This window comes from Nocardioides sp. (genome assembly GCF_035697785.1).
In the GTDB taxonomy this organism is placed as follows: Bacteria; Actinomycetota; Actinomycetes; order Propionibacteriales; family Nocardioidaceae; genus Nocardioides_B.
Window position 1 is genome coordinate 1 of the sequence record NZ_DASSCL010000134.1, and the last position, 7,340, is coordinate 7,340.

The 7,340-nt window shown below is 71.5% G+C and carries 7 protein-coding genes, 1 tRNA gene and 1 pseudogene; 8 read left to right on the plus strand and 1 reads right to left on the minus strand.

Annotation, left to right across the window (positions count from 1 at the left end):
• The first annotated feature begins 3 nt into the window (after positions 1-3).
• The 3 genes from VFH10_RS14435 to VFH10_RS14445 all read left to right on the plus strand — a co-directional run bounded on the left by VFH10_RS14435 (position 4) and on the right by VFH10_RS14445 (position 2,880).
• Positions 4-75: transfer RNA gene (locus VFH10_RS14435), tRNA-Val, on the plus strand.
• A gap of 236 nt (positions 76-311) precedes the next feature.
• Complete coding sequence (gene thrS / locus VFH10_RS14440; RefSeq protein ID WP_325129759.1) at positions 312-2,336, plus strand: threonine--tRNA ligase; 2,025 nt, start codon at positions 312-314, stop codon at positions 2,334-2,336.
• Between the two features lies 1 nt (position 2,337).
• Entirely contained in the window at positions 2,338-2,880 is a 543-nt protein-coding gene (locus VFH10_RS14445) for an HIT domain-containing protein (protein WP_325129761.1), read from the plus strand.
• On the opposite strand, the gene VFH10_RS14450 is transcribed toward VFH10_RS14445, so the two are convergent.
• A complete protein-coding gene (locus tag VFH10_RS14450; protein ID WP_325129763.1) occupies positions 2,853-3,500 on the minus strand; it encodes a hypothetical protein in 648 nt (215 codons plus the stop codon). The genes VFH10_RS14445 and VFH10_RS14450 overlap by 28 nt on opposite strands.
• Before the next feature lie 71 nt (positions 3,501-3,571).
• Between VFH10_RS14450 and pgsA the strand changes: the two genes are divergently transcribed.
• The 5 genes and pseudogenes from pgsA to VFH10_RS14475 all read left to right on the plus strand — a co-directional run.
• The gene (pgsA, locus tag VFH10_RS14455) at positions 3,572-4,180 is read left to right on the plus strand and encodes a phosphatidylinositol phosphate synthase (RefSeq protein ID WP_325129765.1); all 609 of its coding nucleotides are present in this window, start codon (positions 3,572-3,574) and stop codon (positions 4,178-4,180) included.
• Position 4,181: 1 nt separating this feature from the next.
• Complete coding sequence (locus tag VFH10_RS14460) at positions 4,182-5,099, plus strand: phosphatidylinositol mannoside acyltransferase (protein WP_325129767.1); 918 nt, start codon at positions 4,182-4,184, stop codon at positions 5,097-5,099.
• Positions 5,096-6,196 carry a glycosyltransferase family 4 protein gene (locus VFH10_RS14465; protein WP_325129769.1) on the plus strand — a complete coding sequence of 367 codons (1,101 nt, stop codon included), beginning with the start codon at positions 5,096-5,098 and terminating at the stop codon, positions 6,194-6,196. The genes VFH10_RS14460 and VFH10_RS14465 overlap by 4 nt, the downstream gene beginning before the upstream one ends.
• Positions 6,196-6,735, plus strand: coding sequence for a hypothetical protein (locus VFH10_RS14470; protein WP_325129771.1), 540 nt, complete (start codon positions 6,196-6,198; stop codon positions 6,733-6,735). Before VFH10_RS14465 ends, VFH10_RS14470 begins: the two co-directional genes overlap by 1 nt.
• A gap of 119 nt (positions 6,736-6,854) precedes the next feature.
• A pseudogene (locus VFH10_RS14475) lies at positions 6,855-7,340 on the plus strand (pyridoxal 5'-phosphate synthase lyase subunit PdxS); the annotation flags it as partial.

The window sequence follows — 7,340 nt, forward strand, 5'->3', positions numbered from 1 at the left end:
CGAGGGCGATTGGCGCAGTGGTAGCGCGCTTCGTTCACACCGAAGAGGTCACTGGTTCGAACCCAGTATCGCCCACCCTTCCTCGCAGGCCGTCTCGTCACGAGGCGGCCGTCGTCGTTCCCGGGACGGGACAGTCGGCCACGTCGTCGATTGGTCACGAACTGCAGGTTCCGGCCGCCGGGAGTTGCGGTTGGGGACCAAACCGCAGACCTGGCGGCCGGGGAAACCGGGGCGCGTCCGTGCGGGGTCGGTGGATACGCTGACCCGGTCCGGGACGAACCGGGCAGCCGCCGTCGACAGGAGTGGATCCCGTGTCCGAGATCAAGGTCACCGTCATCGCCGCTGACGAGCGAGACGAGAAGACCCTGACGACCGGCACCAAGGCGTGGGAGCTGTTCGTCGACGACCCCGCGATCATCGCCGCCCGGGTCGACGGCGAGCTCCGCGACCTGGCCCACGAGCTCGCCGACGGGTCCGCGGTCGAGCCGGTCGCCATCGACTCGGCCGACGGGCGCGACATCCTGCGGCACTCCACCGCCCACGTGATGGCGCAGGCCGTCCAGGACCTGTTTCCGGGGGTCAGGCTCGGCATCGGCCCGCCGGTGGAGAACGGCTTCTACTACGACTTCGACGTCGAGACCCCGTTCGTGCCCGACGACCTCGAGAAGATCGAGTCGCGGATGCGCAAGATCATCAAGGAGGGCCAGAGGTTCTCCCGGCGACCGGTCTCCGACGCCGATGCGATCGCCGAGCTGAAGGACGAGCCGTACAAGATCGAGCTTATCGGCCTGAAGGGCGGGGTCGACGGTCGGGACGGCTCCGAAGTCGCGGAGGGCGCGAGCGTCGAGGTGGGCTCCGGCGAGCTGACCATCTACGACAACATCCGCCGCAACGGTGACGTCGCATGGAGCGACCTGTGCCGCGGCCCGCACCTGCCCACCACCAAGCGGATCCCGGCGTTCAAGCTGATGCGCACCGCGGCGGCGTACTGGCGGGGCGACGAGCACAACAAGCAGCTGCAGCGCATCTACGGCACCGCCTGGGAGTCCAAGGAGGCGCTGGAGGAGCACCTGCACCGGATCGAGGAGGCGGAGCGGCGCGACCACCGCCGGCTCGGCCGGGAGCTCGACCTGTACAGCTTCCCCGACGAGATCGGCTCGGGACTCGCGGTCTTCCACCCCAAGGGCGGCGTGCTGCGCAAGGAGATGGAGGACTACTCGCGCCAGCGGCACGTCGAGGCCGGCTACGAGTTCGTCTACAGCCCGCACATCACCAAGAAGGAGCTGTTCGAGACCTCCGGGCACCTCGACTGGTACGCCGACGGGATGTACCCGCCCATGCACCTCGACGAGGTGGCCGACGACCGCGGCAACGTCACCAAGGCCGGGCAGGACTACTACCTCAAGCCGATGAACTGCCCGTTCCACTGCCTGATCTTCCGGGCCCGCGGGCGGTCCTACCGCGAGCTCCCGCAGCGACTGTTCGAGTTCGGCAGCGTCTACCGCTACGAGAAGTCCGGCGTCGTGCACGGTCTCACCCGGGTGCGCGGCATGACGCAGGACGACGCCCACATCTTCTGCACTCGGGAACAGATGCGCGACGAGCTGGCCAGCCTGCTCACCTTCGTGCTCGAGCTCCTCAAGGACTACGGCCTCGAGGACTTCTACCTCGAGCTGTCCACCAAGGACCCGGAGAAGTTCGTGGGCACCGACGAGGCCTGGGAGGAGGCCACCGCGACCCTGCGCGAGGTCGCCGAGGAGTCGGGTCTCGAGCTCGTCGCCGATCCCGGTGGCGCGGCCTTCTACGGCCCCAAGATCTCGGTGCAGGCCCGCGACGCGATCGGCCGCACCTGGCAGATGTCGACGATCCAGCTCGACTTCAACGAGCCGGAGCTGTTCGAGCTGGAGTACACCGCCCCGGACGGATCGCGGCGACGTCCGGTGATGATCCACCGCGCGCTGTTCGGCTCGATCGAGCGCTTCCTGGGAGTGCTGGTCGAGCACTACGGCGGGGCCTTCCCGCCCTGGCTCGCACCCGTCCAGGTGCAGGCGATCCCGATCGCCGAACGGCACAACGACTACCTCGTCGACGTGGCCGCGAGGCTGCGGGCGGTTGGCGTGCGCGTCGAGGTCGACGACTCCGACGACCGGATGCAGAAGAAGATCCGCAACGCGCAGCTGCAGAAGGTGCCGTTCATGCTCATCGCCGGCGACAAGGACGTGGAGGCCGGGGCGGTCTCGTTCCGCTACCGCGACGGCCACCAGGACAACGGCGTCTCGGTCGACGACGCGATAGCGCGGGTGACCGACGCGATCGCCTCGCGCGCACAGGTCTGACGTGGCCGACGACCCGGTCGAGACCCAGGACGGTGCCGGGGTCCCCGACGAGCTCGAGCGGCTTTGGACCCCGCACCGGATGGCCTACATCCGGGGCGAGAACAAGCCTCTGGACGGTACGACGGGGGAGTGCCCGTTCTGCCGCATCCAGACGCTCGACGACGAGGAGGGGCTCGTCGTGCACCGGGGCGACACGGCGTACGTCGTGCTGAACCTCTACCCCTACACACCCGGCCACCTGATGGTCTGCCCGTTCCGGCACGTCGCTGACTACCCGGACCTGACCGTCGAGGAGACCGACGAGGTGGCCCGGCTGACCCAGGCCGCGATGCGGGTGGTGCGCTCGGTGTCGGGCGCACACGGCTTCAACATCGGGATGAACCAGGGCGCGGTCGCGGGTGCCGGGATCGCGGCGCACCTGCACCAGCACGTCGTGCCGCGCTGGGCCGGCGACCAGAACTTCATGCCGATCATCGGGCGGACCAGGACCCTGCCGCAGCTGATGACCGAGACTCGTCAGCTGCTCGCCGACGCCTGGGCCTGAGCCGCGTCCCGGCCCTCCCGGAAGAACGACACCAGCTGCTCGACGGTGGTCTCCTCGGTCACCGGGCGGGCGGCACCGAACGGCGCGTCCCAGAACCCACCGGCGGGCAGGGACCACGGACCGACGTAGGCGTAGGGGGTGGACGACCAGCCGTCGCCTGGGGAGACCCCGTAGTTCACCTCGTCGACCGAGACGGCGATGTCGAAGTGCTCCGGCCACAGCACGGGTGTCTCCTGGGGCACGAAGGCCAGCAGCGCCTCGTTGCCGACCGCGAACACGTCGCCGAGGAACGCGGCCGTCTCGGCGTCGACGCTGAGCGGCTCGTCCGGGGACACTCCGGAGCCGTCGGCGTACAGCCCGGCCGGCGTGTGCGGCGCGACGCCGACGGCCGCGGCCACCTGGGCCGCCGTACGGCCATGGAGCCCGACGTCCCCGTCGGGTCCGACCAGTCGGTCGCCGCGGACCGAGAGCTCCGGGAGCCGTGTGGTGCCGAACCCGCCCGGGGTCGCCTGCAGCCGGATGGTGCCGCTGCGCTGGTACTGCGGCCCGGCGAGGACCAGCTCGGCGACGCCGTGCAGGGACCTACGGGTCGAGCCCATCGAGCCGGGTGCGTTCGTCATCGTGCCTCCCTCGACGCGGTCGCCGAGCCCTGCCAGGGAAGGCTAGCGCCACCGGCTAGCCTTCATTCGCCATGCTGAACCGATTCCGTGAGTTCTGGACCCGGCTGATCTCCCCGATCGCCCGGCTGCTGCTGCGCCTCGGCGTGAGCCCCGACGCGGTGACCGTCGTCGGCACGCTCGGCGTCTCCTTCGGTGCGCTGTTCTTCTTCCCGCGCGGTCAGCTGCTCACCGGCGTCCTGGTCATCACCGCGTTCGTGTTCAGCGACCTGGTCGACGGGCACATGGCCCGGTTGTCCGGCACGTCCTCGAGCTGGGGCGCGTTCCTCGACTCCACCCTCGACCGGCTGGGCGACGCGGCGATCTTCGGCGGGCTCGTCCTCTACTTCATGGGGCCGGGGGAGTCGGATGTGTACGCCGGGCTCGCGCTGTACTGCCTGGTGATGGGCGCGACCACGTCGTACGCCAGGGCCCGCGCCGAGTCGCTGGGCATGGAGGCGAAGGGCGGCCTGGCCGAGCGAGCCGACCGGCTGGTCGCGATCCTCGTGATGACCGGTCTCTCCGTGATCTTCGGGCAGGCCTGGTTCGTGCCGTTCACCCTCGCGGTGCTGGCGCTGGCCAGCACGGTCACCGTTGTGCAGCGGATCCTGGCCGTACGCCGCCAGGCGCTCGCGGCCGCCTGACGTGACCGTCATCCAGGTCCCGCGCGGCCTGCGTCGCGCCGCAACCGCGGCCGCCGGGCAGGCCTCGACCGCCAGCTACCTCACCGGCTGGCGGGTGGTCCGGTGGCTGCCCGAGCCGGTGGCCCGGACCGCTTTCGACCAGATCGCCGACCAGGTGCACCGCCGCGACGGGCGCAGCGTGCGGCGGCTGCGCGACAACCTGCGTCGCTGTGTCGCCGAGCCGGATCTCGACGCCGCCACCCGGGCAGGGCTCCGCTCCTACCTGCGGTACTGGTGCGAGTCGTTCCGGCTGCCGTCGTGGCCGCTCGACGACCTGGTCCGACGCACCCGTGTCATCGGCGAGCACCACCTGCGCGACCCGCAGACGGCGGGCCGCGGCGTGGTCGCCGCGCTGCCGCACATGGGCAACTGGGACTGGGCCGGGGCCTGGGCGTGCGCCACCGGGATGCCGCTGACCACGGTCGCGGAGCGACTCGAGCCGGCCCGGCTCTACGACGAGTTCGTCGCCTTCCGCACTGGGCTGGGCATGGAGATCCTGCCACTGACCGGCGGCGCCCCGCCGATGCGGAGGCTCGCCGAGGCGGTCGCGGAGGGGCGGCTGGTCTGCCTGCTGGCCGACCGTGACCTGTCCCGCGCCGGCGCCGAGGTGACCCTCCTCGGGGAGCCGGCCCGGATGCCGCGCGGCCCGGCCGCACTGGCGCGCGAGAGCGGCGTCGACCTGGTGCCGGTGACGCTGGCCTACCGCGGCCGCGACCTCGAGCTGACGTTCCACGAGCCGGTGCCGCACCGGCCCGGTGACGCCGGCCTGGTGGCGATGATGCAGGGCGTGGCCGACGCGTTCTCAGGCGGGATCGCGGCCGACCCGCAGGACTGGCACATGATGCAGAAGGTCTTCACGGCGGACCTGGCGGCCCGATGAAGGTCGGGATCGTGTGCCCGTACTCCTTCGACGCTCCCGGCGGCGTCCAGAACCACGTGAAGGACCTGGCCGAGGCGCTGATCGCCCGGCACCACGACGTCTCCGTGCTCGCGCCCGGCGAGGAGGACGGGACGCCGTCGTACGTCGTCCTCGCCGGTGGCGCGGTCCCCGTGCCCTACAACGGCTCCGTTGCCCGGCTGTCCTTCGGACCCGTCGTCGCCGCCCGGGTCCGGCGCTGGCTCAGGGACGGGCGGTTCGACGTGCTGCACCTGCACGAGCCCGCTACGCCGAGCATCGCGCTGCTCGCGCTGTGGGCGGCCGAGTGCCCGGTGGTCGCCACCTTCCACACCTCCAACGTCCGGTCCCGCGCGATGTCTGCGTCCGCGTCGATCCTGCGACCGTCCATGGAGAAGATCACCGCCCGGATCGCGGTGTCGGAGTACGCCCGGGACACGCTCGTCCAGCACATCGGCGGTGAGCCGGTGGTGATCCCCAACGGCGTGTACGTCGACCACTACACCGCCGCGGTGCCTCGCCCCGAGTGGCGCGGTGCCGGCGGCACCGTCGCGTTCGTCGGGCGGCTCGACGAGCCGCGCAAGGGCTTCGCGCTGATGACAGAGGCGTTCACGCGCGTCGCCTCCGAACGTCCCGGGGTCCGGCTGCTGGTGGTGGGCGGCGGCGACGTCGAGAAGGCGGCGGCCGGGTTCCCCGCCACCCTGCGGGGCCAGGTGGACTTCCTCGGTCGGGCATCCGACAAGGACAAGGCGGCGGCACTGCGGACCGCGGACGTGTACGTCGCGCCCAACACGGGGGGCGAGTCCTTCGGCATCGTCCTCGTCGAGGCGATGGCCGCCGGGGCGACGGTCCTCGCCAGCGACATCCCGGCGTTCGCGCGCGTGCTCGAGGGCGGCCGGTGCGGTGCGTTGTTCCGGGCCGGCGACGCGGGCGACCTGGCCGAGGGGCTCGGTGCGCTGCTCACCGATCCCGGTCGTCGTACCGCCCTCGACGAGGAGGCCGCACGCGTCGTGCGGCGCTACGACTGGGGGACCGTGGCGACCAAGATCCTCCAGGTCTACGAGACCGTCACGGTGAGCTGATGGACTGGATCTGGTGGCTGCTGCTCGCGGTGCTCGTTCTGATGGTCGGGCTCTGGCTCTACTGGACCGCGCACCGGCTGGACCGCATGCACCACCGCATCGAGGTGTCCCGGGCCGCGCTCGACGCCCAGCTGCTCCGGCGCTCCGGCGCCGCGCTGGAGCTGGCCACAAGCGACACCCTCGACCCCGCGCGCTCCCTGCTGCTCGTCGACGCCGCTCACGTGGCCCGGGCCGCCGCCGGGGACGACCTGGAGTCGGCCCAGTCGGACCTGTCGGAGTCGCTGCGCGCCGTGCTCGCCGACCGCGACGAGCTCGACCAGCTGCGGGCCCGGCGGGACGTCGGTCCGCTGCTCGACGAGCTCGCCGCCTCGTGCCGCAAGGTCGAGCTGGCCCGGCGGTTCCACAACGACGTCGTGGTCTCCGCACGGGCCCTGCGCAGCCGGCGGCGGGTGCGTTGGCTCCGGCTGGCCGGGAACGCGGCCGAGCTGCGCACGGTCGACCTGGACGACGTACCACCGGCCGCGCTGGTCGCGGACTGAGCGAGCGGACTGATTCGTTCGTCTCGGTCCGCGGGTCGTAGGCTGGAAGCACCCCCTGATCCCGGTGTGTGCCCCTTGTGCGCAGGTGGCCCCCGGACGATGACAAGAAGGTCGAGCACGTGACTGACAGCAACACTCCCCGCACCGGCACCTCCGGCGTGAAGCGCGGCATGGCTGAGATGCTCAAGGGCGGCGTGATCATGGACGTGGTCACCGCCGACCAGGCGAAGATCGCCGAGGACGCCGGCGCCGTCGCCGTGATGGCGCTCGAGCGGGTCCCGGCCGACATCCGCGCCCAGGGCGGCGTGTCCCGAATGAGCGACCCGGACATGATCGACGGCATCATCGCGGCCGTGTCGATCCCGGTGATGGCGAAGGCCCGGATCGGCCACTTCGCCGAGGCGCAGGTCCTGCAGAGCCTGGGTGTCGACTACGTCGACGAGTCCGAGGTGCTCACCCCGGCCGACTACGCCAACCACATCGACAAGTGGGCGTTCACCGTCCCGTTCGTCTGCGGCGCGACCAACCTGGGCGAGGCGCTCCGCCGGATCACCGAGGGCGCGGCGATGATCCGCTCCAAGGGCGAGGCCGGCACCGGTGACGTC

Excerpts from the sequence above, each read along its gene's own strand:
- VFH10_RS14450 (WP_325129763.1), bottom strand. The coding sequence starts at position 3,500 with ATGACGAACGCACCCGGCTCGATGGGCTCGACCCGTAGGTCCCTGCAC.
- pgsA (WP_325129765.1), top strand. The coding sequence starts at position 3,572 with ATGCTGAACCGATTCCGTGAGTTCTGGACCCGGCTGATCTCCCCGATC.
- VFH10_RS14465 (WP_325129769.1), top strand. The coding sequence starts at position 5,096 with ATGAAGGTCGGGATCGTGTGCCCGTACTCCTTCGACGCTCCCGGCGGC.
- VFH10_RS14470 (WP_325129771.1), top strand. The coding sequence starts at position 6,196 with ATGGACTGGATCTGGTGGCTGCTGCTCGCGGTGCTCGTTCTGATGGTC.